Origin of the sequence: Herbaspirillum sp. GW103 (genome assembly GCF_000261365.1) — a bacterium.
Lineage (GTDB): Bacteria > Pseudomonadota > Gammaproteobacteria > Burkholderiales > Burkholderiaceae_D > Herbaspirillum.
This window is the reverse complement of sequence record NZ_AJVC01000003.1, coordinates 934253-960143: the sequence shown is the minus strand read 5'-3', so window position 1 is coordinate 960143 and position 25891 is coordinate 934253. Positions and strand designations below refer to the sequence as shown.

General features: G+C 62.8%; 26 protein-coding genes. 4 read left to right on the top strand and 22 right to left on the bottom strand.

Annotation, left to right across the window (positions count from 1 at the left end):
- On the bottom strand, window positions 1–306 hold the full coding sequence (locus GWL_RS07895; protein WP_008328524.1) for an RnfH family protein: 306 nt from the start codon (window positions 304–306) through the stop codon (window positions 1–3).
- Window positions 299–730: a type II toxin-antitoxin system RatA family toxin gene (locus GWL_RS07890; RefSeq protein WP_008328522.1), complete on the bottom strand. Its 432-nt coding sequence runs from the start codon at window positions 728–730 to the stop codon at window positions 299–301. The genes GWL_RS07895 and GWL_RS07890 overlap by 8 nt, the downstream gene beginning before the upstream one ends.
- A gap of 67 nt (window positions 731–797) precedes the next feature.
- Here GWL_RS07890 and smpB point away from each other — a divergent pair, with 67 nt between their 5' ends.
- The gene (gene smpB / locus GWL_RS07885; RefSeq protein WP_008328521.1) at window positions 798–1247 is read left to right on the top strand and encodes an SsrA-binding protein SmpB; all 450 of its coding nucleotides are present in this window, start codon (window positions 798–800) and stop codon (window positions 1245–1247) included.
- A 76-nt stretch (window positions 1248–1323) separates the two neighbouring features.
- Here smpB and GWL_RS07880 read toward each other — a convergent pair whose 3' ends face one another.
- Window positions 1324–2910 carry a tetratricopeptide repeat protein gene (locus tag GWL_RS07880; RefSeq protein WP_008328512.1) on the bottom strand — a complete coding sequence of 529 codons (1587 nt, stop codon included), beginning with the start codon at window positions 2908–2910 and terminating at the stop codon, window positions 1324–1326.
- Window positions 2911–2956: 46 nt separating this feature from the next.
- Window positions 2957–3703 (bottom strand): hypothetical protein, encoded by a 747-nt coding sequence (locus GWL_RS07875; RefSeq protein ID WP_008328502.1) that lies wholly within the window; start codon window positions 3701–3703, stop codon window positions 2957–2959.
- Window positions 3704–4074: 371 nt separating this feature from the next.
- Between GWL_RS07875 and GWL_RS07870 the strand changes: the two genes are divergently transcribed.
- Entirely contained in the window at window positions 4075–4764 is a 690-nt protein-coding gene (locus GWL_RS07870) for a response regulator transcription factor (protein ID WP_008328501.1), read from the top strand.
- A 1-nt stretch (window position 4765) separates the two neighbouring features.
- A complete protein-coding gene (locus tag GWL_RS07865; protein ID WP_008328500.1) occupies window positions 4766–6187 on the top strand; it encodes an ATP-binding protein in 1422 nt (473 codons plus the stop codon).
- An 83-nt stretch (window positions 6188–6270) separates the two neighbouring features.
- Here GWL_RS07865 and GWL_RS07860 read toward each other — a convergent pair whose 3' ends face one another.
- The 5 genes from GWL_RS07860 to GWL_RS07840 form a co-directional block, all read right to left on the bottom strand.
- Window positions 6271–7527 carry a serine hydrolase gene (locus tag GWL_RS07860; protein ID WP_237713538.1) on the bottom strand — a complete coding sequence of 419 codons (1257 nt, stop codon included), beginning with the start codon at window positions 7525–7527 and terminating at the stop codon, window positions 6271–6273.
- Window positions 7528–7530: 3 nt separating this feature from the next.
- Entirely contained in the window at window positions 7531–8442 is a 912-nt protein-coding gene (locus GWL_RS07855; RefSeq protein ID WP_008328498.1) for an SPFH domain-containing protein, read from the bottom strand.
- A gap of 48 nt (window positions 8443–8490) precedes the next feature.
- Complete coding sequence (locus GWL_RS07850; protein ID WP_008328497.1) at window positions 8491–8925, bottom strand: NfeD family protein; 435 nt, start codon at window positions 8923–8925, stop codon at window positions 8491–8493.
- A gap of 299 nt (window positions 8926–9224) precedes the next feature.
- Window positions 9225–11579: a phosphoenolpyruvate synthase gene (ppsA, locus tag GWL_RS07845; protein WP_008328473.1), complete on the bottom strand. Its 2355-nt coding sequence runs from the start codon at window positions 11577–11579 to the stop codon at window positions 9225–9227.
- A 10-nt stretch (window positions 11580–11589) separates the two neighbouring features.
- A complete protein-coding gene (locus tag GWL_RS07840) occupies window positions 11590–11877 on the bottom strand; it encodes a hypothetical protein (RefSeq protein ID WP_237713537.1) in 288 nt (95 codons plus the stop codon).
- A gap of 67 nt (window positions 11878–11944) precedes the next feature.
- Between GWL_RS07840 and GWL_RS07835 the strand changes: the two genes are divergently transcribed.
- Entirely contained in the window at window positions 11945–12799 is an 855-nt protein-coding gene (locus GWL_RS07835; protein ID WP_034350275.1) for a pyruvate, water dikinase regulatory protein, read from the top strand.
- On the opposite strand, the gene GWL_RS07830 is transcribed toward GWL_RS07835, so the two are convergent.
- The 13 genes from GWL_RS07830 to uppS form a co-directional block, all read right to left on the bottom strand.
- The gene (locus tag GWL_RS07830) at window positions 12780–13274 is read right to left on the bottom strand and encodes a DUF6314 family protein (protein WP_008328462.1); all 495 of its coding nucleotides are present in this window, start codon (window positions 13272–13274) and stop codon (window positions 12780–12782) included. The two genes, GWL_RS07835 and GWL_RS07830, sit on opposite strands and share 20 nt — an antisense overlap.
- 14 nt (window positions 13275–13288) lie before the next feature.
- Complete coding sequence (locus tag GWL_RS07825) at window positions 13289–14086, bottom strand: RNA methyltransferase (protein ID WP_034350274.1); 798 nt, start codon at window positions 14084–14086, stop codon at window positions 13289–13291.
- A gap of 5 nt (window positions 14087–14091) precedes the next feature.
- Window positions 14092–14724 (bottom strand): ribonuclease HII, encoded by a 633-nt coding sequence (gene rnhB / locus GWL_RS07820; protein WP_008328460.1) that lies wholly within the window; start codon window positions 14722–14724, stop codon window positions 14092–14094.
- 68 nt (window positions 14725–14792) lie between these two features.
- Window positions 14793–15968 (bottom strand): lipid-A-disaccharide synthase, encoded by a 1176-nt coding sequence (lpxB, locus tag GWL_RS07815; protein ID WP_008328459.1) that lies wholly within the window; start codon window positions 15966–15968, stop codon window positions 14793–14795.
- Complete coding sequence (gene lpxA / locus GWL_RS07810) at window positions 15952–16740, bottom strand: acyl-ACP--UDP-N-acetylglucosamine O-acyltransferase (protein WP_034350272.1); 789 nt, start codon at window positions 16738–16740, stop codon at window positions 15952–15954. Before lpxA ends, lpxB begins: the two co-directional genes overlap by 17 nt.
- Before the next feature lie 136 nt (window positions 16741–16876).
- Entirely contained in the window at window positions 16877–17341 is a 465-nt protein-coding gene (gene fabZ / locus GWL_RS07805) for a 3-hydroxyacyl-ACP dehydratase FabZ (protein WP_006462531.1), read from the bottom strand.
- Window positions 17334–18422 carry a UDP-3-O-(3-hydroxymyristoyl)glucosamine N-acyltransferase gene (gene lpxD, locus GWL_RS07800; RefSeq protein ID WP_034350270.1) on the bottom strand — a complete coding sequence of 363 codons (1089 nt, stop codon included), beginning with the start codon at window positions 18420–18422 and terminating at the stop codon, window positions 17334–17336. Before lpxD ends, fabZ begins: the two co-directional genes overlap by 8 nt.
- Before the next feature lie 129 nt (window positions 18423–18551).
- Window positions 18552–19061, bottom strand: coding sequence for an OmpH family outer membrane protein (locus tag GWL_RS07795; RefSeq protein WP_237713536.1), 510 nt, complete (start codon window positions 19059–19061; stop codon window positions 18552–18554).
- A gap of 45 nt (window positions 19062–19106) precedes the next feature.
- A complete protein-coding gene (gene bamA, locus GWL_RS07790; RefSeq protein ID WP_008328437.1) occupies window positions 19107–21488 on the bottom strand; it encodes an outer membrane protein assembly factor BamA in 2382 nt (793 codons plus the stop codon).
- A 202-nt stretch (window positions 21489–21690) separates the two neighbouring features.
- Window positions 21691–23064, bottom strand: a complete 1374-nt coding sequence (gene rseP / locus GWL_RS07785; RefSeq protein ID WP_008328435.1) for an RIP metalloprotease RseP — start codon at window positions 23062–23064, stop codon at window positions 21691–21693.
- A complete protein-coding gene (gene ispC, locus GWL_RS07780; protein ID WP_008328433.1) occupies window positions 23061–24233 on the bottom strand; it encodes a 1-deoxy-D-xylulose-5-phosphate reductoisomerase in 1173 nt (390 codons plus the stop codon). Before ispC ends, rseP begins: the two co-directional genes overlap by 4 nt.
- 26 nt (window positions 24234–24259) lie before the next feature.
- Window positions 24260–25087, bottom strand: coding sequence for a phosphatidate cytidylyltransferase (locus tag GWL_RS07775; RefSeq protein ID WP_008328431.1), 828 nt, complete (start codon window positions 25085–25087; stop codon window positions 24260–24262).
- Complete coding sequence (gene uppS / locus GWL_RS07770) at window positions 25087–25845, bottom strand: polyprenyl diphosphate synthase (protein ID WP_008328429.1); 759 nt, start codon at window positions 25843–25845, stop codon at window positions 25087–25089. Before uppS ends, GWL_RS07775 begins: the two co-directional genes overlap by 1 nt.
- Window positions 25846–25891: the final 46 nt, after the last annotated feature.

Here is a 25891-nt window from a genome sequence, read left to right as displayed (position 1 = left end):
TCAAGGGCGGTCGGCTTGCTCCCGGTGCGCGGCACGGCGGCGGCGCGACTGCTTGGGGTCCGCAATCAGCGGCCGGTAGATCTCGATGCGGTCACGCGCGCGCAGGGGCGTATCCATGGTCTTGAGCTTGCCGAAGATGCCGACCTTGCATACCGACAGGTCGATGGCCGGCTGCTCGCGCAGCAGGCCGCTCTCCAGGATGGCCTGCTGGATCGTGCAACCCGGCGCCACCCGCAAGTCTTTCAGAATCTGCAGTCCGGGCGCGGCGTAGCAGAGCTGGACTTGCAAAAAGGCATCGTCAGCCATATATCTGTTCGGCGCGTTTGCAGAAGGAATCGACGAAGCTGTTGGCGATCATGCTGAAGACCGGCCCGATCACTCCCTCCAGGATGCGGCTGGAAAATTCATATTCCATGTCGAATTCGATCTTGCAGGCATCCTCGCGCAGCGGTTTGAAGGTCCAGCGGCCTTCGAAATGCTTGAACGGGCCTTCCACCAGGCGCATGGTCATGCTGGTGGGGGGCACGTTGGTATTCTGGGTGCTGAAGGATTGCTTCAAGCCGTGATAATTGATCTTGATCTTGGCCGTGAGACTCTGGTCACTGCGTTCAGACACCTCGACACCGCCACACCAGGGCAGGAATTCAGGGTAGTCCTCAACCTTGTCGACCAGGTTGAACATCTGCTGCGCGCTATAGTTGATCAGAACGGTTTTGTGTACGACTGCCATCGAGGGTGATCCGTTTGATAAAATCGCAAAGGCACAATTTTAACCGACGAGACGAATTTTTATTTAGATGAGCATTATTGATAACAAAAAGGCCTTTTTCGATTACTTCATCGAAGAGCGATTCGAAGCAGGCCTCGTCTTGCAAGGTTGGGAAGTCAAATCGATCCGCGCCGGCCGCGTGCAACTCAAGGAAGCCTACGTGATCGTGCGCAATGGCGAGGTCTATCTGTTCGGCTGCCACATCAGTGCGCTGACCAGCACCTCCACGCACGTGCATCCGGAAACCACGCGCACCCGCAAGCTACTCTTGAATGCCGCCGAAATCAGCAAGCTGATCGGCAAGGTGGAACGTTCCGGCTACACGCTGGTGCCGCTGAACCTGCACTACAGCAAAGGGCGCGTCAAATGCGACATCGGCCTGGCCAAGGGCAAGAAGCAGCACGACAAGCGCGAGACCGAAAAGCAACGCGACAGCCAGCGTGAAATCCAGACGGCGATGAAGCAGCACCGCCGCTGATCCCGACCTGCATTCCCCCTCACTGCGACCACGGCTGCCTTGGGCAGCCGTTTTCATGTCGGCACGGTTGGCCTGCTCATGCCCACTCGGCAAAACGCGCACGACAAGCGGCAATGATCTCGTCGACGACACTGCCCCACTGCCCGCGCTCTTGCTGCCGGAACAGCTTCACCGAGGGATACCAGACACTCTGCTCCCCCTCCCTGCCCCAGCGCCACTCCCCCTCCAGCCGCTGCGGCAGAAAACAGGGCAAGCCCAGCGCACCGGCCAGATGCACCACGGCGGTATCGACGCTGATGATCAGGTCCAGCGCACAGGCCAGCGCAGCGGTATCACCCCAGTCTGCAAGAGGCAGAGTCGTGAGCCTGGCGGCCAGGGTCTGATGGAGCGCCTGATCGGTCAGCGGGATCTCCCTCTGCAGGCTGACCACTTCCACCGGCAGATCAAACAGCGGCAGCAGATCGGCCAGCGGCACATCACGGCTGGGATGCGGGGTGGCGTACTGGCGTCCGGCCCAGGCCAGCCCGATACGGGGAAGGCGGACCGGGCTTGCGGCACCGGCTCCCTCGCAGAGACGCCGTTGCCAGTCCTGCACGCGTGCCGGGTCGGCCAGCAGATAGGGAGGGGACGGTGCCTGGCGCGGATGCGGCCGCTCCAGCAGCAGGGGCAGGCTGAGCAGGGAAGCATGGCAATCGTGCGCTCCGACCTCGTCGACATGCGCCACGCAGCGCACCTGCGGAAAGGACGGGGCCACAACGGCCAGCAAGCCCGCCGGTGCACACAGCGTGACCCGGTCCGCCTGCTGCGCCACCAAAGGCAGATAGCGGACAAATTGCAGACAATCGCCCTGCCCCTGCTCGGACCACAACAGTACGTGCTTGCCGCCGAGCGCCTCGCCCGGCTGCCAGCGCGCACTGGGGCTGACAATGGCACGCCGCGCCAGCTCCGGAATCTGGAAGCGAACTTCATGTGCGCACCATCCCTGGACATAGTCCCCGCGCGTGAGCAGCATATGGGCGCGCCCCACCTGGGCTTGGGGGAAGTCGGGGTAGCAACGCAAGGCTTCTTCATATCCGGCCTGCGCCGCCTCGATCCGGCCCATGCGGCGCAGGATGTCGGCACGGTTGAAGGCGATCAGGGCGCGCGTCTCGCCCTCCTCTGCGTCGGGGGAATAGCAATCCAGCGCTTGCTCATGTCGATTGAGCCGCAGCAGGATGTCGGCGTACAGGGTCTGCTGGTCGAGCCAGGGCAGCGGGCAGGCGGCTTCGATGGCCGCCAGCGCCTGCTGCGGCTGGTCGAGCCGGTAATGCAGGCGCGCCAGCAAAACCAGCCTGTCGGTGCGCGACAGGTCTTGCTGGACGCGCCGGGCTTCCAGGGCATCGATCCATTGCAGCAGGACGGCGCGATGCGCCACCCGGGCTTCGTCGTAGTCAGGAACCAGATCGAGACAAGCTTCGTAGGCGGCGGCTGCGCCGGCCAGATCGGCGCGCTCCAGCAGCAGGGCAGCGCGCTGCATGTGCACGGGAAGAAAGCCGGCATCGAGCAGCAGGGCCTGATCCAGTGCGGCCAGGGCCGCGCCAGGCTGGCCGGCACCGCGCAGGGCGATGGCCTCGCACATCAGGCCCATGATGCCGGCCAGGGTGGCGGGGTCGGGAGCATTCATGGCCGGCAGCTTAGCACGGCCACCGTCGACCGAAGCACCCGTCCCCTCACGCGGTCGTGTCGATCAGGTTGCCGGTGGTCTTGCCTGCGGCCAGCTTGCTTTGCAGGTTCTGCAGGAAGCTGGAGAGAGACGTCGTGCTCGAGGACGCACCCAGCGAACTGAGCAGATTGCTGAAGGCGCTCTCCAGCGAAGACACGGTGCCATCGCTGGAACCGGCATCGGTCCCGCTGCTGCTGCCGGAAAGACTGGAAATGAGGCTCTGGAGATCGGTCTCCAGACCACCCCCGGGCGGCGGCGGGCGGCCGCCAGGCGTGTAGGAACGCACGGTAGTGTCGGTGCTGGCCGTGCTACTGGTGCTGGCAGTGCTGCTGGTATCGCTGGTCGCCGCCACGCTGTCGGTGCTGCTGGCGCTGTCCGTGGAAGAGGTCGCGCCGGACGGCGGCGGCCCCGGGGGCGAATTGTTCTGGCCCTGCAACGCCGCCATCAGCTCCTGCAGGAAGGCATCGAGCTTGGAATCGACATTGGAGGACGAAATGCTGCTGGAAGAGGAAGTCGAGGTGGCCGAACTGGCCGAAGTGGCACTGGTGGAGGTGCTGTCGAGCTCCACGCCCAGCGAGGACAGGATATCCTTGAGCGCACCGATCAGGCCGCCGCCCTTCTCTGCGCGCGGTGGCGGCGGCGGTGGCGGCACATCGGTGCGCGCGGTGGCGCTGGTGGAAAAGCCGCTGCTACCGGATAACGCCGACAGATTGGCGAGACTGAAATTGCTGGACGACACGCTGCTCATGGCCATGACGGACTCCTTTTATTGTGCGCGATGCCCCGTGCATCGCTCCCTTGTACATGCCAAAAGTATCGGTCATCAAGACGTGTTAAGTTCACGCCTGCTGCGTAAAGCCGAGTAAAGTCTTGTTAAGCCCGGTTCCCCACCATCCCGCTCCAGGCCAGGCGCGATGCGGGTTGCCGCCTGGCACTGGTGAATATCCGGGAAGCGAAATGCGAGTTCACCTGCTCTTCGGGCAGGTCGCCAAGCGCGGTAAATGAATGTAAAGATGCAATTGTAAAGAAGGACTGAAACACTTCTGCAAAACCTTTTACGGCATATTACGGGCTGCCGACGCCCTGCGGCCTGGAGGCAGGGCAATTCGAGAATGGAATGCAGCAATGTCTAAAGTGCTTTTGATCGACGATGACGTGGAACTCGTCGAGATGCTCAAGGAATACCTGGAGCAGGAAAAATTCGAAGTCAACGTCGCCCATGACGGTGAAGCCGGTGCCGCCGAGGCGCTTACCGGACAGTACGCCATCGCCGTGCTGGATGTGATGATGCCGCGCCTGAACGGCGTCGACACCCTGCGCCGCATCCGCGCCAAGAGCAACATGCCGGTGGTGATGCTCACCGCCAAGGGCGACGACACCGACCGCATCATCGGCCTGGAACTGGGTGCCGACGACTACGTCCCCAAGCCCTGCACCCCGCGCGAGATTGCCGCACGCATCCGTGCCATCCTGCGCCGCGCCTCGGCCGAGAACAGTGAGCAGGCGCCCTATTCCCCGCTGGCCGTGGGTGCCCTGTCGATGTGGCCGGAACAGCGTCGCGCCACCTGGAACGGCCGCCCGCTGGAACTGACCAGCAGCGAATTCAACCTGCTCGAAGTCCTGGCCCGCAACGCCGGCAAGCCGGTCAGCAAGCAGACCCTGTCCGAACAGGGCCTGGGCCGTCCGCTGGCGCGCTTCGACCGCAACATCGACGTGCACCTCTCCAGCATCCGTCAGAAGATCGCCGCGCTGGGCAGCGACAAGAGCTGCATTCAGACCGTCTACCGCCTGGGCTATCAGTTCATCAAGGAATAAAGTGGGCCGGCTTTTCTGGAAGTTCTTCTTCTTCATCGCGATCGCCCAGATCACTGCCACCTTCGGCGTGGGCGTGCTGTTCTGGATCGAGAATCTGGAACGCAGCAACCGCAATTCGGAGATCGACCTCAGTCCGCCGGCTTCCTTCATGATCCGCTCGGCCGCCGCCACCCTGCAGTTCGGAGGCCCGGAAGCCCTGCGCAGCCTGATCAACGAAGGTCGGCCACATCGCCTGCAACTGTATGCGGTCGACGAAAACAACCAGGACCTGATGGGCCGCGAGGTGTCTGCGCATCTGGTAGCACAGGCACGCCGGGTGCTGACCACCGAGCGTGATCGCCGGGTGGTGGAGCTGGTCAAGGCCGCCAACGGCCACAGCTACCTGATGTTCATTCCCACGCCCAACGACGAGTTCGGTCCGCCGCCGGGGGGCATGCCGGGTCCCGAGCCGCGCTTCATGAAGGAGCACGGTCCCAAGCCGCTGTTCTTCCCGACCATGCCCATCGTCGTGGCGCTGCTGGCCAGTCTGGTGTTTGCGCTGCTGCTGGCCTGGTACTTCTCGCATCCGATCCGGCATCTCAAGAACGCCCTCAACCAGGCCGCCAATGGCAATCTGGATCTTGAGCTGGAGCCGGTCATGAGCGCCCGCAACGATGAACTGGCCGACCTGGGCCGCGACTTCGACGTCATGACGAGCAAGCTGCGCACCCTGATGGAAAGCCAGCGCCGCCTGTTGCACGACGTCTCGCACGAGCTGCGCTCACCCATTGCGCGCCTGCAGATGGCCATCGGCCTGGCGCGCGTGCAAGACAAGGACAAGCTGGAACTGACCCTGGAACGCATCGAACGCGAGAGCGTGCGCATGGACAAGCTGGTGGGTGAATTGCTGACCCTCTCGCGCCTGGAAGCCAATGTGCCCGGCTCCATGGAAGAAGCCATCGCCATCCAGCCCTTGCTGGCCGACATGACCAATGACGCCAGTTTCGAGGCCGAGGCGTTGGGCAAGGAGGTGGAAAGCAGCATCGATTGCAGGGTGCAGGTCAAGGGCAATCCTGAACTGCTCTACCGCGCCATCGAAAACGTGCTGCGCAACGCCATCAAGCACACCGCGCCCGAGACGGCGGTACAGGTCGTGACCGAGATCGACGAAGACAACAAGCTGCTGCACCTGTCCATCCTGGATCGCGGGCCGGGCGTGCCGGAGGAAGAAATGGACAGCATCTTCGAACTGTTCTTCCGCAGCAGCCGTACCAAGAGCAACAGTGCCGGACATGGACTGGGACTATCGATTGCCCGCCGCATCGTGGAGGCGCACCAGGGCTTCATCCGTGCCGCCAACCGGCGTGATGGCGGGCTGCGGGTGGACATTACCCTGCCCTTCATGGCCGACGAGCCGGCACGCGGAGAAACGCTGGAGAGCTGAACGCCGCGGTCAGCATCCATCACATCAAGCCCCGTCCCGCTTCAAGCCGGACGGGGCTTTTCAATGTGCGGCTGATCCCTGGGTCAGGGCGCAGCCGGATTGATGATGGCATTCATCAGCCCGCGCTGCACCGCCACCTGGAAAGCCTGCAGCTCGGTCACGCCTTGCTCGGGCGGATAGGGAATCGGCAAGCGGTTCATCAGCACGGCCCAAGTCCAGCCATCGGCACGCCATTGCAGGTAGGCATAGGTGCCGGTAGTCAGTGCGCCGCTGTGGGAGAGGATCTCCACGCCATGGCTGCGGGTGACGACCCAGCCCAGCCCGTAGTTGTTCTCGGCCTGGGCGGGATTGCGCTGCTGCATCAGCGCCAGCGTCTGCGGCTGCAGCAAGGCCGGCATGCCGCGTCCTTGCGTGGCATCGGCAAAGCGCACCAGATCGGTGGCCGTGGCGATCCAGCCAGCGGTGGCATCCATGCTCCGGAAGTGCAGCCCCGAGTAGGACTCCGGACCGGTGGCGCCGCTGCCGTCGCGATCGGCGACCGCGGGCCAGCGCGGGTCATCGTAGTAGACAGTCTCATTGGCCGCGCGCTCGATGCGGCGGTCGCCGGCGATGGCGGCGTCCTCCACCCTGGAAGGCTGGAACACCAGCGACTGTACCGCCTGCTCGTAGGACATGCCGGACTTCTGCTCGATGATGCGGCCCAGGACGTTGTAGGCGAAATTGCTGTAGAAATATTCACTTCCGGGCGCTGCATCCAGCAAGCGTTGCTTGAGCACGTAGGCCATCACGTCGTACGCCGAGGCCGGGGCCGGCACCTGGCGCGCCCTGGCGATGTTGACCAGATCGTATTGCGGATCATAGTCGCTGCCACCCCAGCCGCTGGTGTGCTGCAGGAGTTCGCGCAGGGTGATCTTCAACACCCGCTGATCCAGCGGCTGGGCGAAATCGGGATAGGCCGAGTCCGGCAACAAGCCCTCCGGGCCGAACACGGGACGATCCAGCGCCTGCGGCAATTCCTTCTCGAACAGCTTGAGCACCGCCACAGCCGTCACCGCCTTGGAGATGCTGCCGATACGAAAACGTGTGATGGGCGTGACCGGCGTGTTGGTTTCGGTCACCGCCATGCCATAGCCGCGCTGGTAGACCGGCCTGCCCTGATAGGCAATCGCGATGCTGGCCCCCGGCACCGGATATTGCGCCAGCAATTGCGTCATCTGCTGGTCGACGCGTTCGGCCAGGGCGGCCTGGTCGACCTCCTGCGCGGCGGCGCCAACGGAAATGCACACCAGGCCAGCCGCCAGCAGCCTGACCATGAGAACGGACGTAAAACGTGGACGCATGACTTATTTCTGTTGTTTCACCACTTGCAGGGCCGAAGCGATCAGCCCGCTCATGTCCGACAGGTTGGCCGGCACGATGATGGAATTGTTGGTCTTGGCCAGCTTGCCGAAGGCTTCCACGTACTGCTCGGCCACCTTCAGGTTGACGGCGTCCGAGCCGCCCGGCTGCTCGATGGCGGCGGCGGTCTTGCGGATGGCCTCGGCACTGGCTTCGGCAATCGCAAGGATGGCGGCGGCCTGACCTTGGGCGCGGTTGATGGAAGCCTGCTTCTCGCCTTCGGAGCGGGCAATGGCGGCTTCACGCTCGCCGGTGGCAATGTTGATCTGCTCCTGCTTGCGGCCTTCGGAGGCGGCGATCAGGGCGCGCTTTTCGCGTTCAGCGGTAATCTGGGCCTGCATGGCATGCAGGATTTCCTTGGGCGGGGTCAGGTCCTTGATCTCGTAGCGCAGCACCTTCACGCCCCAGTTCTCGGCCGATTCATCGATGGCGCTGACGATGGCGGTGTTGATGTGGTCGCGTTCTTCAAAGGTTTTATCCAGTTCCATCTTGCCGATCACCGAGCGCAGCGTGGTCTGGGCCAGTTGCGTGACGGCGGCGATGTAGTTGGAGGAGCCATAAGAGGCGCGCATCGGATCGGTGATCTGGAAATACAGGATGCCGTCGACCTGCAATTGGGTGTTGTCCTTGGTGATGCAGACCTGCGGCGGCACATCCAGCGGGATTTCCTTGAGGATGTGCTTGTAGGCCACGCGGTCGATGAAGGGCACCACGATGTTCAGACCCGGGGCCAGCGTGGCGTGGTATTTGCCCAGGCGTTCGACCACCCAGGCGTGCTGCTGCGGGACCACCTTGACCGTCTGCACGACGAAGACGATGGCAAGGAAGAAAATGACCAGAGTAACGCTACCCAGCATGGAATTCTCCTGAAAACGAGAGGGGGGGGGAAGGAATGAAGATACCGATCAACGCGGCGCAACCAGCAAGCGGCTGCCACGGATTTCGCGGATGACGAAGCTGCCGGGACTGGCATGATGGCCGGGCAGCAGCTCCACATCCCACTGTGCGCCGCGATAAGGCACGCGCGCCATGAACTGGTTGCCGTGCGACTGCCAGGCCGCAACCTCGACACTCTGGCCGATATCCAGCAGCAGATTGGGATCATCGTTGGCGCTGCTGCGGCGCAGGCGGCCATAAGGACTGCGGCGCAAGCCCAGCACGGCAGCCACACCCACCACGGCGGCCATCAGCAACTGCCACTCCAGCACCAGCCCGCACCACGCGGCGATGGCACCGGCCGCCATGCCCAGCGCGATCATGAGCAGGTAAAAGGTGCCTGTGAAGAGTTCTGCACCCAGCAGCCCGCCAGCCAGCACCAGCCAGATAGCCCAGTCGGTCATCGTTGAACCCCCATGAAGAAAACTGCAAACACGGCAAGTCTACCGCAGCTTGGGAAAATAGAACTCATTTCACCAATAGGCGTGAGTGTGAGCGAGTCCGTTTGGGATGAAGTGCAAGGCGCGAATTAGGGTCAAGACTGGGCGTCTTGACCCTAATTCGTAACGCAGCAATTCGCCCAAACGGGCCGCTTGCGCTCACGCCTATTGGTGAAATGAGTTCTTAAAACAAAGGCGCGGACATTTCTGCCCGCGCCTTTTACTTCTTTCGAAGTCCGTCGTGAGTGACGCTTAAAGCTTCATCACTTCTTTGCCAGTTGCTGCCAGGTGTCGATGACGGTATCCGGGTTCAGCGAGATGGACTCGATGCCCTGCTCCATCAGCCATTCGGCGAAGTCCGGATGATCCGACGGACCCTGACCACAGATGCCGACGTACTTGCCCTTTTCGCGGCAGGTAGCAATGACCTTGGTCAGCAAGGCCTGCACGGCCGGATCACGCTCGTCGAAGTCAGCGGCCAGCAGTTCCATGCCGGAATCGCGGTCCAGGCCCAGGGTCAGCTGGGTCAGGTCGTTGGAACCGATGGAGAAGCCATCGAAGTGCTCCAGGAACTGCTCGGCCAGAATCGCGTTGGACGGCACTTCGCACATCATGATGACGCGCAGGCCGTTCTCGCCACGCTTGAGACCATACTTGCCCAACAGACCAATGACCTTCTCGGCCTGGCCCAGGGTACGCACGAAGGGCACCATCACCTCGACGTTGGTCAGGCCCATGTCTTCACGCACGCGCTTCATGGCCAGGCATTCCATCTGGAAGGCTTCGGCGAAGTCGTCGGCCAGGTAGCGCGCGGCGCCACGGAAGCCCAACATCGGGTTTTCTTCGTCCGGCTCGTAGCGCGAACCGCCGATGAGCTTCTTGTACTCGTTGGACTTGAAGTCCGACAGACGCACGATCACCGGCTTGGGCCAGAAGGCGGCGGCGATGGTGGCGATGCCTTCGGCCAGCTTGTCGACGTAGAAGGCCTTGGGCGAGGCATGGCCACGGGCCACCGATTCGACGGCCTTCTTCAGGTCGGCGTCGATGTTCGGGTATTCCAGGATGGCCTTGGGGTGCACACCGATGTTGTTGTTGATGATGAATTCCAGACGCGCCAGGCCGACACCGCCGTTGGGAATCGACTGGAAGTCGAAGGCCAGCTGCGGATTGCCCACATTCATCATCACCTTCAGCGGGATCGGCGGCAGTTCGCCACGGGCCACTTCGGTCACTTCGGTTTCCAGCAGGCCGTCGTAGATCTTGCCTTCGTCGCCTTCGGCGCAGGAGACCGTCACCAGGGTGCCATCCTTGAGCACTTCGGTGGCATCACCACAACCCACGACCGCCGGCACGCCCAGTTCACGCGCGATGATGGCGGCGTGGCAGGTACGGCCGCCACGGTTGGTGACGATGGCCGAGGCACGCTTCATGACCGGTTCCCAGTTGGGGTCGGTCATGTCGGCCACCAGCACGTCGCCAGGCTGCACGCGTTCCATTTCAGCCGGATCGCTGATGACGCGCACCGGACCGGCGCCGATCTTCTGGCCGATCGCACGGCCGGTGGCCAGCACGGTGCCCGAACTCTTGAGCTTGAAGCGCTGTTGCGCATCGGTGGCCTTTTGCTGCGACTTCACCGTTTCCGGACGAGCCTGCAGGATGTAGAGCTTGCCGTCGCGGCCGTCCTTGCCCCATTCGATGTCCATCGGACGCTGGTAGTGCTTCTCGATGATGGTGGCGTACTTGGCCAGTTCCACCACTTCAGCGTCGGTCAGGGAATAGCGGTTGCGCAGTTCCACCGGCACATCCACGGTCTTGACCGAACGGCCGGCCTTGGCTTCGCCGGTGAATTCCATCTTGATCAGCTTGGAACCCAGGTTGCGGCGGATCACCGGTTGCTTGCCCAGTTCCAGCATGGGCTTGTGGACGTAGTATTCGTCCGGGTTGACGGCGCCCTGCACCACGGTTTCACCCAGGCCATAGCTGGAGGTGATGAAGACCACATCCTTGAAGCCGGATTCGGTGTCGATGGTGAACATCACGCCCGCCGCGCCCACGTCCGAACGAACCATGCGCTGCACGCCGGCCGACAGGGCCACTTCCGCGTGGGTGAAGCCCTTGTGGACGCGATAGGAGATCGCGCGATCGTTGTAGAGCGAGGCGAAGACGTGCTTCATGGCTTCGAGCACGTTGTCGATGCCGACCACGTTCAGGAAGGTTTCCTGCTGGCCGGCGAAGGACGCGTCAGGCAGGTCTTCTGCAGTGGCCGAAGAACGCACGGCGAAGGACATCTCGGCGGTCGAATCGGCTACCAGCTTGTCGTAGAAGGCACGGATTTCCTGATCCAGGCGCGGCTGGAACGGGGTTTCGACGATCCATTGACGGATCTCGGCACCGGCTTGCGCCAGCGAGCGCACGTCATCGATATCCAGACCTTCGAGACGTTTGGCGATACGGGCGGCCAGGGTCGGGCCGCCATCGGCACTGTGCTCCAGGAAATCGCGGAAAGCTTGCGCAGTCGTGGCAAAACCGCCCGGCACGCGAACGCCCGCGCCGGCCAGCTGGGAGATCATTTCACCCAGCGATGCGTTTTTGCCACCGACGGACTCGACGTCCGTCATGCGAAGATTTTCAAAGGAGGCTACGTATACCGCCCCCTGGGTGTTTACTGCGTTGGACATGACAACCCCTAGCTTGATGATAAGAAATCTTCGCGGGCGCGGCATGGGTCGGTTTATTTTTGTTATTCTGCGACGGTTGCGGCAGCAGGTGCGGCATCGAGGACCAGCCCATGGACAGCATCAGGCGCGCAGCCGCACCGAGGACGTTTGCCAGTGCAAACATCATCAGGAACTCGGGCCAATTGCGCAGGTGCATGACGGTCATCAAGATGGGCTTCTCGAAAGTGTTGCCAAGCATTGTACCGCGTGAAATCATTTTTGTTCGTAGCACCTAATACTTTTTCTATTTTCCAAAAGACAACTAAATGCTCGACCCCATGCCGATCCCGCACCCTTCCCCCGTTCTGGCCGCCAACCGTACCGTGTTCTTCGTCTCCGACGGCACCGGCATCACGGCGGAGACCTTCGGGCATTCGGTGCTGAGCCAGTTCGAGCTGCGTTTCAAGCAGATCCGCCTGCCCTTCATCGATACCCTGGAAAAGGCCCACGACGCCACCCGCAAGATCAATGAAGCCTATGCGGTGGATGGCAAGCTGCCCATCGTCTTTTCTACGCTGGTGAAGTCGGAACTGTCCTCGGTGATCCGCCGCGCCAAGGCCATGCACATGGACCTGTTCCAGACCTTCGTGGAGCCGCTGGAGCAGGAACTGGAGATGAAGTCCACCCACACCATCGGCCGCAGCCACAACACCACCGATTCCGAGGAATACCGCAACCGCATCGAGGCCATCAATTTCTCGCTGGCGCACGATGACGGGCAATCCAACAAGAACCTGTCGGAAGCCGACGTAATCCTGGTGGGCGTGTCGCGCTCGGGCAAGACCCCGACCAGCCTGTACCTGGCCATGCAGTTCGGCATCAAATGCGCCAACTATCCGCTCATTCCGGAAGACTTCGAGCGCGAGAAGCTGCCCAGCGGCCTGGTGCTGCACAAGAAGAAGATTTTCGGGCTGACCATTGCGGCTGAACGCCTGTCGGAAGTGCGCAATGAGCGCCGCCCCGGCAGCAAGTACGCCTCGCTGGAGAATTGCCGCTACGAGATCAATGAGGCCGAGAAGATGATGCGGCGCGAAGGCATCCGCTGGATGTCCTCCACCACCAAGTCCATCGAGGAAATCGCCGCCACCATCCTGCAGGAGATCAAGCTGGAGACGCGCTGAGCGAAAATCGGCGTGAAAATTCAGTAAGCACGCGGGTGCGCTTCCTGGGGCCCTGGATGGACGTGTCCATGGTGAAGGAATTTTCACTATGGGCTGTATACGCCGCCGTATAGCAATCCGGGCCGCACAGGTGATCGGCGGCCGGCATGAGCGCCTGTCCTTGCAGCAGGTAGTCCTGGTAAGGCTGGCCGATGCGCTCGCCGTCGGCAAACAGCACTGCCAGGCGATCAGCGCTGAAACGATAGTCAAAGACGCGGGTAAAGGGGATCAGGCGAGCCGGCGCCGCTACCATGCGCAACTGCCCCTGCTCGCGATAGATCAGCTGGCCGGGCAGCGCGCCCGTGGTGAAGCTCAATTCACCCGTGGCCGTCGCCTGGGGGGACGCGCTGCCCTCCCAGATGGTCCGGGTGAAGAGCCACTCGCCGCGGAAATAGTCGGCCATGGCGGCCATGTCCTTGGGCGGAAAGACAGCCATGGTCGGCACCGCCGTCAACGCCCGACGGTGCGCTGACGCAGTTGTTCGAACAGGCAGACGGCGGCGGCAGCAGCCACGTTGAGCGACTCCATCTGGCCCAGGTGCGGAATCACCACTTCATGCGTGGCCGCATCCTGCAAGGCCGGCGACACGCCCTGCCCTTCATGCCCCAGCAGCCAGGCGACCGGACCGGACAGGTCACAGTCATAGATGGTCTGGGCCGCATGCGAACTGGTGGCCAGCAAGGGGATGCGGCTGGCGGCGCACAGGGCCACCAGATCGGCATTCTCGAAGATATCCAGCACGAAGTGCGCGCCCATGCCGGCCCGCAAGACCTTGGGCGACCAGGCGGCCGCCGTACCCGGCGAACAAAACACCTGTTTCACGCCCGCAGCGGCCGCACTGCGCAGGATGGAGCCGAGATTGCCCGGATCCTGCAGGCCGTCCAGCAAGATGGCCGACTCCTTCAAGGACGTGGGGGCAGCAGGCTCCGGCGTCGTCACCAACAGCAACAAGCCCACGCCGTTTTCCACCGTACTGATGGCGTCATAGAGCTTGTCGGCCAGCACCAGGCATTGCGCGCGCAATGCTTCACATTGCGTCAGAATGGGTGCCACTTCAGGGTGATACCGGGCACCCTCGGCCACCACGCAGACCTGTGGCGCGCCGCGATGCTGCAACCAGGCTTGCGCCAGATGCACGCCATCCAGCAGGCTCTGGCCGGCACGGCGGCGGGCCTGGCTGCTGGTGGCCAGTTGCTTCAAGTCCTTGAAGACCGGATTGTCCTTGGAGGTGATCAGTTTCGTGCTCATCACGTTCACGCCATCCTTGCGGCCTGGCTCGACAGCAAGGCCCTGACCGGCGCGTAGGAACGACGATGCACCGGCGAGACGCCATGCAGGCGCAGCATCTCCAGGTGCAGCGGGGTGGGATAGCCCTTGTGGCGATCAAAACCGTAATGCGGATAAGTGTCATGCAAGACCATCAGCGCCGCATCGCGCGCCGTCTTGGCCAGGATGGAGGCGGCCGAGATGGCGGGCACCTTGTCGTCGCCCTTGACGATGGCTTCGCAGCGAATGCTCATGACCGGGCAGCGGTTGCCGTCGATCAGGGCCAGCGTGGGCGGCGTGGAGAGCGCTTCCACCGCGCGCCGCATGGCCAGCATGCTGGCGTGCAGGATGTTGAGTTCGTCGATCTCCTGCTCGTTGCAGGAGGCAATGGCCCAGGCCAGGGCCGATTCCTTGATTTCCAGCGCCAGGCTGTCGCGCGCGGCTTCGGAGAGCTTCTTGGAGTCGCGCAGGCCCTTGATCGGACGTGCCGGATCAAGGATCACGGCCGCCGCAAACACCGGCCCGGCCAGCGGACCTCGGCCGGCCTCATCGACCCCGCAGAGGATCTCGCCGGTATGGTCGTCAAACAAAGCCAGGGTCTGGGGGGCCGCCTTGGGCATAGCAAATTCCTTCATCAAACTCTCAAACGGATCGCCGCAGCGATCCTTCTTCCCGGTAGATCCGCCGATCAGCGGCGCCGCGCACCCATGACTTCACAGACCGCATTGGCGGCTTCCCGGCTGGTATCGCGCAACAGGGACTGATGTATATCGGCAAAACGCCGCACCAGGCGCTGCTGGTGTGCATGGTCTTCCAGCTGGTGCCACATGGCATCGGCCAGCGCCTGGGGCGTGGCCTGGTGCTGCAACAGTTCCGGCACCAGGAAATCGCGCGCCAGGATGTTGGGCAGGCCCACCCAGGGCTGGTAGGCCATGTGCCGCATGATCTGGTACGAGGCCCAGTTGACCTTGTAGGAGATCACCATCGGTTTCTTGTACAGCGCCACTTCCAGCGAGGCCGTTCCGGAGGCCACCAGCACGGCGTCCGAAGCCTCCATGGCGCTGTGCGACTGGCCACGGATCACGCTGATGCCAAGATCTTCATATCCACGCTGGCGAATCTGTTCTTCAAAAAAGGCCATCTGGCGCTCGCCCGCCATGGGCGTGACGAACTGCAATTGTGCATCACGCTGCCGCAACAACCGTGCTGCGGCGAGGAAACCTTCGCCATTCTGCTTCAGTTCGCTCATGCGGCTACCCGGCAGGATGGCCACCACCCTGCCCGGCCCGGTCAGGCCCAGACGCTGGCGTGCGCCCTCGGTATCGGGTTGCAGCGGGATCACCTCGGCCAGCGGGTGGCCCACATAGGTGACCGGGACGCCCGCCTGGCGATACAGGTTTTCCTCGAAGGGAAAGATCACCAGCATGTGCGACACGGCGCGCTGGATCTTTTTGATGCGCCAGCCGCGCCAGGCCCAGATCTGCGGGCCGATGAAGTGGATGGTCGGGATACCGGACTTCTTGAGTTGCTCTTCCAGGCCCAGGTTGAAACCGGGGTAATCGACACCCACGAAGACGTCAGGCCGGTCCGCCAGCAGCTTGTCGCGCAGCGACTCCTGGATGCCCTTGATCTCGCGGTAACGCGGAATCACCTCGAACAGGCCCCGCACGGTCAGCTTGTCCATCGGCCAGTCGCTGGCAAAACCCTGGGCCATCATGTGCTCGCCGCCAATGCCATGCAGGCGCACTTCCGGCAGGCGCTCGCGCACGCCGGCCAGCAGGCGGCTGCCCAGCAGGTCGCCCGAGCTTTCGCCGGCCACCAGTGCGATCGACTGGCGGCGCGTGATGTCAGCGGATGATGCCACGGGCCGAAGCCTCGATGAACTCGCGCAGCAGGCGGATGTGTTCGGCGCTGTGGGTGGATTTGGCTTCCATGTCCGCCAGTTGCTGCTTGGCTTCTTCCAGCGGCAGGCCGGCGCGGTAGATCACCTTGTAGGCGCGCTTGATCTCCATGATCTGCTCGCTGCTGAAGCCACGCCGCTTCAGGCCCTCGCTGTTGATGCCGGCCGGCACCGCACGGTTACCGGCGGCCGTCACGAAGGGCGGCACGTCCTGGCTCACGGCCGCCGTAAAGGCGGTCATGGCGTGGGCACCGATATGGCAGAACTGGTGCACGGTGGTGAAACCGCCCAGGAACACGTGGTCACCCAGATGCACGTGGCCGGCCAGGGTGGCATTGTTGGCCAGGATGATATGGCTGCCCAGCTGGCAATCATGCGCCAGGTGGACGTAGGCCATGATCCAGTTGTCGTTGCCGATGCGGGTGGCACCGGCATCCTGGACGGTGCCCCGGTTGAAGGTGACGAATTCGCGGATGGTGTTGCGGTCGCCGATCTCCATGGTGGTCGGCTCGCCTGCGTACTTCTTGTCCTGCGGGGCCGCGCCGATGGAGGCGAACTGGAAAATCTCGTTGTCGCGGCCAATCGTGGTGTGGCCTTCGATGACCACGTGAGGACCGATGCGCGTGCCGGCACCGATGCGCACGTCGGGGCCGATGACGGCGTAGGCGCCGATCTCGACCGATTCGTCGATCTGCGCTCCGGGAGCGATCACTGCGCTGGGATGGATCTTGGACATGTCCTGTGCTTCGATGGGTTCACGAGTTGCACATCTTGCAATGAAGCAATCTGTACAATGAATCAGGCCCGGCGCGATCTTGCCGATCACCGCCGGGCCTGGCTTGATGCGTCAAGCCTTGCAGGGTGGCCTGTGGTCAGGCGCTCTGGCTGGCGTCGGCGGCGCTGCGCATGGTGCACATCAGATCGCCTTCCACGGCCACCTGGCCGTCCACGGTGGCCACGGCGCGATATTTCCAGATGCCACGGGCACGGCGGGTGATTTCCACTTCCATCTTCAACTGGTCGCCCGGCTCCACCGGACGCTTGAAGCGGGCATTGTCGATGCCGACGAAGTAGACCACGGTATTTTCATCGGGCTTGCGGCCTTCGGTCAGGAAGGACAGCAGCGCAGCCGTCTGGGCCAGTGCCTCGATCATCAGCACGCCCGGCATCACCGGCTTGTGCGGGAAGTGGCCGTTGAAGAATTCTTCATTCACGGTCACGTTCTTGATCGCGGTGATCGTCTTGCCGCTCTCCCAGTTCAGCACGCGATCGACCAGCAGCAGCGGATAGCGGTGCGGCAGGTACTGTTTGATTTGATTGATGTCGAGGCTATTCATTCTCTTCTTGATTCTCTGAAAGCAGGGCTTGGCCTGCTTGTTCTTGTGTCAACGTCTTAAGCGATTTTTCCAACGCCCGGATTTTCTCACGCATCGTGCCCAGATTGCGCACCAATGCAGCGGATTTTTCCCAGTCGCGGTGTTCGGTGATGGGATAGAAGCCGGTGTACTGCCCCGGCTCCAGGATGGAACGCAAGGCCAGCGTACCGGCCGAGACGTGCACCTTGTCGACGATGGTGATGTGGCCGTGGATCATGGCCGCGCCGCCGATGGAGCAGTATTTGCCGATTTTCGCGCTGCCTGCGATACCGGCGCAGGCGGCAATGGCGGTGTGAGCACCGATGTGGCAGTTATGGGCGATCTGGATCTGGTTGTCGAGCTTGACACCCTCCTCGATCACGGTATCGGCCAGGGCGCCACGGTCGATGGTGGTATTGGCGCCGACTTCGACGTCGTCACCGATCATCACACGACCTACCTGGGGAATCTTGATCCATTGTCCGCCTTCATTGGCAAAGCCGAAGCCATCGGCCCCGATGACGGCACCCGAATGGACGATGCCGCGAGCACCAATCTCGCAGGCGTGATGCAGCGTGGCACGGGCGTGGAAATGGGTGTCCTCGCCCACCCGGGCATGGTGGCCGATGAAGCTGCCGGCGTCGATGCGGGCGCGGGCGCCGATGACGGCACCGGCCTCGATCACCACCAGCGGGCCGATCACGGCATCCGCAGCCACCTGCGCCGATGGATCGACCACGGCACTGGGGTGGATCCCCGCCGGTGCGCGCACTTCGGCCTCGGCCTGGAACAGCTGGGCGGCGCGGGCGAAATAGGCGTAGGGGTTGCGGGTGACGATACGGGCACCGGCGTAGCCCTGCACCTGGGCGTCGTCAGCCTCGGACAGGATCAGCGCCGCCGCCTGGGTCTGGTCGGCCTGCGCGCGGAACTTGGGATTGGAAAGGAAGGTGATGTGGCTGGCACCTGCGGCATCCAGCGGCGCGATGCCCTGGACGGCGATGGTCGCATCCCCCTTCAACTGGCCGCCCAGGCGCTCGACCAGTTGCTGCAGTCGAATACTCATCTTGGCTTTTCCGAATGATAGGTCTTGCTTGGCGTTACGGTAGAACAAAGGCCGCCATCATGGCAGCCCCTGAAGCGACGTGCGGGCGCCAGGGTGTCGCCACCCCGCGCCCGCACGGTATCACAGCGATTACTTGGCCAGTTCCTTCAGGACCTTGTCGGTGATGTCGATGCGCTTGGAAGCGTAGACGGCTTCCTGGAAGACGATGTCGTACTTCTCGGCATCGGCGATCTGGCGGATCACCTTGTTGGTGCGCTCCAGGACCACGGCCAGTTCCTCGTTGCGACGCTGGTTCAGGTCTTCGCGGAATTCACGTTGCTTGCGCTGGAATTCCTTGTCCAGGTCGGACAGGTCACGCTGGCGCTTGGCGCGGTCGGAGTCCGACAGCACGGCGGCATCCTTGTCCAGCTTGTCGGACTGGGCCTTCAGGCGCGCAGCCATGTCTTGCAGGTCGCGGTCACGCTTGGCGAACTCGGCTTCCAGCTTGGCCTGCGCTGCCTTGGCAGGGGCTGCCTCGCGGAAGATGCGCTCGGTGCTCACGAAAGCGATTTTGGAGCCTTCCTGCGCATGGGCGGGGGCAAAGCTCAACAGGCAGGCAGCCATCACGATGGTCTGCAGGGACAGGAACGATTTGGTCATGAACTTCAAGATTACTCTCCGTATTACGAATCAATGATGACCGCTTTAGAAGCCGGTACCCAGTTGGAACTGGAAGGTTTGAGACTTGTCACCCGTCTTCAGGTTCAATGGCTTGCCGAAGCTGAGCTTCAGCGGGCCGATCGGCGATACCCAGCTGATACCGACACCGGCCGAATAGCGCAGGTCGTTGAACTTGATGTTCTGGCCGTCGGCGAAGACGTTGCCGCCGTCAAAGAAGGTGAACCAGCGCAGCGTGCGGTCCTGGCCCGAGCCCGGGAACGGGAACTGCAATTCGGCGTTGCCGTACAGACGCGAGGCGCCACCCATGGAGTCGCCGTACTGGTCTTTCAGGCTACCCAGGGACGAAGCTTCATAGCCGCGGACGGTGCCGATACCGCCGGCATAGTAGTTCTTGAACACCGGATAGGGTTTACCGCCGATGCCGCGACCATAGTCGACCTCGCCGTTCAAGGCCAGCGTGACGGCCTTGCTGAAGAACGGCTGGAAGTACTGGTGCTGGTAGCTGGCGCGGTAGTACTTCAGCGAACCCAGGTAGGAAACTTCCAAGTTGGCTCGCTGGTAGCGACCCGTGGTCGGCACCAGGGCCGAGTCACGACCGTCACGCTGCCAGGCGACGGTCAGCGGGATGCTGGTGGTACGGGCGCTGCCGATGCCGCAGGTAGCCGTCGAGGAAACGTCGGTCACGTCGCAACCGGCACCGCCGGCACCGCCGAAGTCACGCACATACTGGCGATACAGCGAGGGGCTGGTGCTGTCGGTGCTGACCTGGGTATTTTCCAGGCCGATACCAAAGAACACGCGGTCCAGTTCGGAGAACGGCACGCCGAACTTGATGCTGCCACCCAGCGTCTTGACGCGGTAGTCACCGGTCGCGTAGACCGAGGGACGAATCGTGCGCAGGTAGACTTCGTAGGTGCGGCTGATGCCGTCATCGGTGAAGTAGGGATTGGTGGTCGACACCGAGATCGTGCGATAGCGCGAGCTGGTGTTGATGTCGATCCCGACGGTATTGCCGCTGCCGAAGGCGTTTTCCTGCGAGATCGAGCCGGTCAGGCTGAGCTTGTCCGATTGCGAGAAGCCGGCACCGACCATGATGTTGCCGGTCGGCTTTTCCTCGACCTTCATGTTCACATCGACCTGGTCGCTGGTGCCCGGCACTTCCGGCGTATCGATGGTGACTTCCTTGAAGTAGCCCAGACGGTCCACACGGTCGCGCGAGAGCTTGATCTTCTCGCCGTCATACCAGGAATCCTCGAACTGGCGGAATTCGCGGCGGATCACTTCATCGCGGGTCTTGGTGTTGCCGGCAATGTTGACGTGACGCACGTAGACGCGCTTGCCCGGATCGACCATGATGGTGAAGGCGACTTGCTTCTTCTCGCGGTCCACATTGGGATTGGCGTTGACGTTGGCGAAGGCGTAACCGAAGTTGCCCAGACGTTCGCCGATCTTCTTGGTGCTCTCGGTGAGCTTGGCGCCGGAATAGACGTCGCCCTTCTTCAGCTGCACCAGCTTGGCCAGTTCCGGCTCCATGCCGAACATCTCGCCTTCCAGCTTGATGTCGGAGACGGTGTACTTCTCGCCTTCCTTGATGTTGACCGTGATGTAGATGTCTTTCTTGTCGGGCGTGATCGACACCTGGGTCGATTCGACCTGCATTTCCAGATAGCCACGGTCCAGGTAGTAGGAACGCAGGGTTTCGATGTCGCCCTGCAGCTTTTCCTTGGAGTACTGGTCGGCCTTGGTGTACCAGGTGAACCAGCCCGGCGTGGTCAGCTTGATCTGGTCACGCAGGGTGCTGTCGGAGAAGACCTTGTTGCCGACGAAGTTGATCTGCTTGATGCGGGAGACTTCACCCTCGTCCACCGAGAAGGTGATGGCCACGCGATTGCGCTCCACCGGAGTGACGGTGGTGGTGACCTTGGCGCCATACAGGCCGCGCGAGAGGTACTGACGCTTGAGTTCCTGTTCGGCGCGATCGACCTGCGAACGGTCAAAGATGCGCGACTCGGCCACGCCGATTTCCTTCAGGGCCTTGGTCAGCTGTTCCTTGTCGAATTCCTTGATGCCGGAGAAGTCAACGCTGGCGATGGCCGGACGCTCGACCACCTGCACCACCAGCACGTCGCCTTCGGCCTCGATGCGCACGTCGCGGAAGAAACCGGTGGCATACAGCGCCTTGATGGCGGCCGTGGCCTTTTCATCATTGAAGGTATCGCCCACGCGCACCGGCAGGTAGCTGAAGACGGTGCCGGCCTCGGTACGCTGAATGCCTTCGACGCGGATATCCTTGACCACGAACGGCGTGATGGCCATGGCCTGGCTGGAGCACAGGGCAAAGGCGGCAGCGGCAATCAGGCGACGGGAGAGAGTCGGAATGGGATGTTGCGCAGGGTGTAATTTCATCTATCGTTCATCTACAGTTTTTCGCCGCGGCACTGCCTGACATGATGCTGGTAAGCAATTGAAAACGGATTCCTGATCCATTGCCAATTGATTAACAACTGCCATCGGGGTTGGCCGGCAAATGTAAAAAATCCGGTCTTTCTCGCTGCCCTGCCGTCATTCGATTGCTCGACTGCACGGCGGGGGCGGCATCAGGCCGGATTCATCCTTGGAACATCAGTCGCACGATATCGTTGAATGCGGCAACGAGCATCAGCGCCATCAGTAATCCCAGGCCGGCGCGCTGCGCGATTTCCCCAAACCGCTCGGAAACGGGCCGCCCTGTCAAAATCTCCAGCGCATAATACAGCAAATGACCGCCGTCTAAAACCGGGATTGGCAACAGATTCATCACCCCCAGGCTGATACTGATGAAGGCCAGGAAACTCAGGTAGCTCACCAGACCCACGCGGGCGGTCTGTCCGGCATAGTCGGCAATGGTAATGGGGCCGGTGATGTTCTTCAGCGAGACCTGGCCGATGACCATCTTGCCGATCATCTTGATGGTCATCACGCTGGTATCCCAGGTACGCCGGGCGCCCTTGGCCACCGCCGTCAGCGGCCCGTCACTGATGGTCGCCATCTCGGGTGCCAGCGGTATTTCAACCTTGATGCGACCGATGCGCTTGCCGCTCTGGGCCTCTTCCACCGTGTCCGGGGTGACCCGCACCTCAAGCGCTGCGCTACCGCGCAGCCCCTGCAACAGCAATGGCTTGCCGGCGGACTCGCGGATCTTTTCCACGAAGGCCAGACCATCCTGTACCGGCATGCCATCGATGGCCGTGATGCGGTCGCCGCTTTGCAGACCCGCCGCCTTGGCCGGGCCCTCCATGATCTTGCCCAGCACGGCGGGTGGACGAGCCAGTGCCAGGCCCAGCTTGGCCAGGAAGTCGCCTTCCAGGTCATTGCTGTCGATGCCGCCCAGGCGCAGGGTGACGGTGTCGAGCAGCTTGCCGCTGCCGTCGCGATTGGGGCGCTCGACGTCGATGCGGGCGTCGGCCTTTTCCAGCACCAGCTGCATCAGTTTCCAGCGCACCTCTGACCATACCTGCACCGGCGCACCATTGATGGCGGTGATGCGGTCACCTGCCCGCAGGCCGGCCTGGTAGGCTGCCGTCTGTTCGGCCGCCGCGCGCAGTACGGGCACCGGCTCCGGCACGCCGTGCATGTAAAGACCTGCAAACAGGACAATGGCCAGCAGGAAATTGGCGATCGGACCGGCGGCCACGATGGCGATGCGACGCCAGACGGATTGGCGGGTGAATTCGCGCTTGAGATCGGCTTCCGGGATGTCTTCCAGCGGCTGCTCGCGGGCATCCAGCATCTTCACATAGCCGCCCAGCGGCAGGATGGAGATGGCCCACTCGGTCTGGTCGCGACCGAAGCGGCGGGACCAGATCACCCGGCCCATGCCGACCGAAAAGCGCAATACCTTCACACCACACCATCGCGCCACCAGGTAATGCCCCAGCTCATGGACCACCACCAGGGTGCCCAGGGCCACGAAGAAAGCGATCAGGGTATGCAGCAGGGTCATCGTGAAATCAGGGCGCAGGCAAGGTCACGCGCCTGCCGGTCCTGATCCAGCAGGGCCGTGATGTCGTCGGCTTGCCGGTTGGGAATGGCGGACATGACCTCTTGGATCAGGGGGGCGATCTTCCCGAAGCCGATGCGGCGATCGAGGAAGGCTTGCACGGCGACTTCGTTGGCGGCGTTGAGGATGGCCGCCAGCGTACCACCGGCTCGCAGGGCATCATACGCCAGTTTCAGGCAGGGGAAGCGCTGATAGTCCGGCGCAAGGAAGGACAATTGGGCAATCTGCGCCAGTTCCAGCGGCGCCACGCCCGAGGCGATACGCTCCGGATAGGCCAGCGCATTGGCGATGGGCGTGCGCATGTCGGGATTGCCCAGTTGCGCCAGCACCGAGCCATCGGCATAGGAGACCATGGAATGGATGACGCTCTGCGGGTGAATGACCACCTCGATCTTCTCGGCCGGCGCCCCGAAGAGCCAGTGCGCCTCGATGACTTCCAGGCCCTTGTTCATCATGGTGGCCGAATCCACCGAGATCTTGCGCCCCATCACCCACTTGGGATGGGCCACCGCCTCCTCTACCGTGACCTGGTCCAGCGTATTCACGTCGCGCTGCAGGAATGGGCCGCCGGAAGCCGTCAACAGGATCTTCTCGACCCCGTGCGCCGCCATCGAGCGGGTATAGCCCGCAGGCAGGCACTGGAAGATGGCGTTGTGCTCGCTGTCGATAGGCAGCAGGCTGGCGCCATGGGCCTGTACCGCATCCATGAGCAGCTGGCCGGAGATGACCAGCGCCTCCTTGTTGGCCAGCAGGATCTTCTTGCCGGCACGCGCCGCAGCCAGGGTAGAGGCCAGCCCGGCGGCACCGACGATGGCCGCCATGACCATGTCGCAGCCGTCGGCCGCGGCGATATCGCACAGTGCCTGTGGGCCGTGCAGCACCTCGGTGGACAGGTCGGCGGCACGCAGCAGGGCCTGCAATTGGGCTGCCGCATCGGCCGAGCCGACCACCGCCACTTGCGGACGGAAACGCCGGCACTGCTCTGCCAGCTCGGCCACCCGGGAGTGGGCGCTCAACGCAAAGACGCGATATCGGTCGGGATGACGGGCCACCACGTCCAGCGTGGATACGCCGATGGAGCCGGTAGCGCCGAGAATGCTGATGGACTGCATGGAATTTCCAGGAGGAAAGTGGCGGCTCAGGCAGCCGCCAGCCACAGATCGACCAACGCTGCCAGCGGCAGCACCGGGATGAGCGCATCGATACGGTCGAGCACACCGCCATGGCCGGGCAGCAGGTTGCTGCTGTCCTTCATGCCGGCGCGGCGCTTGAGCTGCGACTCGAACAGGTCACCGACCACGCTGGCGGCCACCATGAGGCTCAACACGCCGACAAAGCCGCCCCAGCCCCAGCGATTGAAGAGCTGATACTGGAAGGTCTCGCCCCCGCCCATGGACATGGCCACCGCCGCCGAGATCACCAGCACGGCCAGCCAGCCGCCGATGGCACCTTCCCAGGACTTGCCCGGGGAAATGGTGGGCGCCAGCTTGTGGCGGCCGAACCCCTTGCCCGAGAAATAGGCGCCGATATCGGCCACCCACACCACCGCCATCACCGAGAGCAGATACAGCGGCGAATGCTGGAACAGGTCCACGATGGCCACGAAGCAACCGAGGATGGACAGCATGTAGGTAGCGTTGAGCAGGCGATTGCTGAAGGCCTCGATCCCGGGCAGCCCCAGCCCCAATGCCGGTACGAAGCGCAAGACCCACAACAGGACGCACAACACGTACAGGGCGCGCACGCTGGGCAGGCCCGAGAAGAACAGGATCACGCTGAAGACCAGCGTCCACACGGCCGCCCACAGGGTCGGCCGCGGGCTCTTGAAGAGCCGGAAGCATTCCCACGAACCGGCGGCAAAAAATACCAGCACCGCCATGGCAAAGGCCGGGAAATAAGCGAAATACAGGATCGGCAACAGGATTGCCAGCAGGATCAACGCCGTGATGACACGCGTCTTGAGCATCAGGAAACCTTTTTCTGGTCCAGCACCTGGGCGCTGGTGCGCCCGAAGCGGCGCTCGCGTTGTTGATAGGAACCGATCGCCTGGTCCAGCGCCTTGGCATCAAAATCAGGCCAGAAAGTCTCGGTGAAATACAGCTCGCTATAGGCCAGCTGCCACAACAGGAAATTGGAGATACGCTGCTCGCCGCCGGTGCGGATGAACAGGTCAGGCTCGGGAGCGTAGGCCATGGCCAGGTAAGGGGCCAGCTCTTCTTCGGTGTAGTCGGTCGCACCCGGCTTGTCCTTGACCATCCTGGAGACAGCCTGCATCACATCCCAGCGGCCGCCATAGTTGGCACACACGGTCAGCGTCAGGCGGCTGTTGGCGGCGGTCTGGGCTTCGGCCTTGGCCGCCATTTCCTGCAGTTTGGGATCGAAACGGCTCATATCGCCGACGATGCGCAGGCGGATGCCATTGTTGGCCATCTTGCCCACTTCGCGCTCCAGCACCGTCATGAACAGACGCATCAGGACCGACACTTCGTCGGCAGGACGGCGCCAGTTCTCGGAGCTGAAGGCAAACAGGGTGAGAAATTCGATACCGCGCTCGGCGGCGGCCTCGACGATGGAGCGCACCGCGTCCACCCCCTTGGCATGGCCCGCCACACGCGGCAGGAAACGTTTGGTCGCCCAACGACCATTGCCGTCCATGATGATGGCAACATGGCGCGGTACCGCGGAGGTCTCCGGAACCGCCAGAGTTGAGCTTTGATGCTTCATGTAAATGATTTATTGCTTTTCCGTGCAAGGGAGGGAAGCGACTCAT